The following is a 1,202-nucleotide window of genomic DNA, read 5'->3' as shown; positions in this document are numbered from 1 at the left end:
TTAACTTCGCTCGGAGTTAAAATTTGCTTTCTGCCAACAGGCTTATCGGGCTGTGTAAATACGGCAGCGATCTCAAATTTCGCCTCCGCAAGCGCGCGTAAAATTTTAGCCGCATACTCGGGCGTTCCCATAAAAACTATATTCATTCTTTTCCTTTAAATTTAGCCAAATCAAGGCGCGAGCGATCACATAGGCGCCGACCGCGCGCGAAATAAATTTTACGCAGATCGCGGAGTAAAACTGGTCCATACTCGCCCGCGCGAAGTAAAATTTATACGCGTCGCACAAACCTAACCCCGTGCAAAAGGCCGCATCATTGCCGTTTTTCGCGCTTATTTGACGGCGGATTGATTTTTATCCTCGGATCCGTCCGGCCAAGGCAAAAAAGCGCACGGATCTTCGGACCAATAAATCTTTGCAGACGGTTTCGCTCCCAGCTCATCTAGGCTAATCTTGCCGTCATGATTAGCGTCTAACTTCTTAAATTCCGAGCCTGAGCGCAGATTTAGCTCTACTCTCAGCCCGGACGGCACCTCGCTCGCCATCCACTCCTGCAAGCTCAGCGCGCCGTCGTAATCCTTGTCGTTAAAGTCCATAAAATTCGGCACCGGATCGGCGGGATCGCAACCGTATGCGCCGAAGCATAAAAATACTAGAATAAAAATTTTATTCATTTCGCCTTCTTAAATTTTATCTTTTTGCGGCGTTTGCGAGCTATAAGCATAAAATTTACCCGCGTATGCGGACACGCTTAAGGCCTGCGTTTGCAAAAGCCATCTGCGGCGCGGCTTTTGGCGCAATCTACAGCTCCTTTTTAAGTAGCTCAAGTAGGTTAAATTTTAGCTCGTTTATATTTTGCCCCGTCGCCGAAGATATCGGCATTACAAAAAATGGCTTGGCGGCGTCAAATTCATAAATAACTTGTTTAAATTTCATCTCGCCCGCCGTGCTCGAAAGCCCCAAATGCGATAAAAACGCGTCAAATTTTTCCTGCAAATTTTCGGCCGCGTCCGCGCGAGTTAGAGCGATCGCGTAGTCTCTTTGCGCTAGCTCGCCTGAAAATTTCGCCGTCTCGGCCCGCAGCGCGTCAAACTGCTCCTCGAGGCTGCGATAGTTCGCAAGATCGAGCATAAAAAGCAAAATTTTCGTGCGCTCGACGTGTTTTAAAAACTGCACGCCAAGCCCGCGCCCTTCGCTTGCGC

Annotated in this window: 1 protein-coding gene and 2 pseudogenes; all 3 read right to left on the bottom strand. The window is 48.8% G+C overall.

Annotation, left to right across the window (positions count from 1 at the left end; all coding sequences use genetic code 11):
• Nucleotides 1-146, bottom strand: a pseudogene (locus Q0338_RS00090) (methionyl-tRNA formyltransferase); the annotation flags it as partial.
• A gap of 186 nt (nucleotides 147-332) precedes the next feature.
• Nucleotides 333-674, bottom strand: a complete 342-nt coding sequence (locus tag Q0338_RS00085) for a hypothetical protein (RefSeq protein ID WP_298084994.1) — start codon at nucleotides 672-674, stop codon at nucleotides 333-335.
• Nucleotides 675-801: 127 nt separating this feature from the next.
• Nucleotides 802-1,202 (bottom strand): annotated as a pseudogene (locus tag Q0338_RS00080) (GTPase ObgE); the annotation flags it as partial.

The organism is uncultured Campylobacter sp. (assembly GCF_938018145.1).
In the GTDB taxonomy this organism is placed as follows: domain Bacteria; phylum Campylobacterota; class Campylobacteria; order Campylobacterales; family Campylobacteraceae; genus Campylobacter_A.
The sequence above is the reverse complement of the archived record's forward strand: the minus strand, read 5'-3'. Positions and strand labels throughout refer to the sequence as shown.

Bases quoted from the DNA above. Each gene is read 5' to 3' on its own strand.
- Q0338_RS00085 (WP_298084994.1), bottom strand. From the start codon at position 674: ATGAATAAAATTTTTATTCTAGTATTTTTATGCTTCGGCGCATACGGT.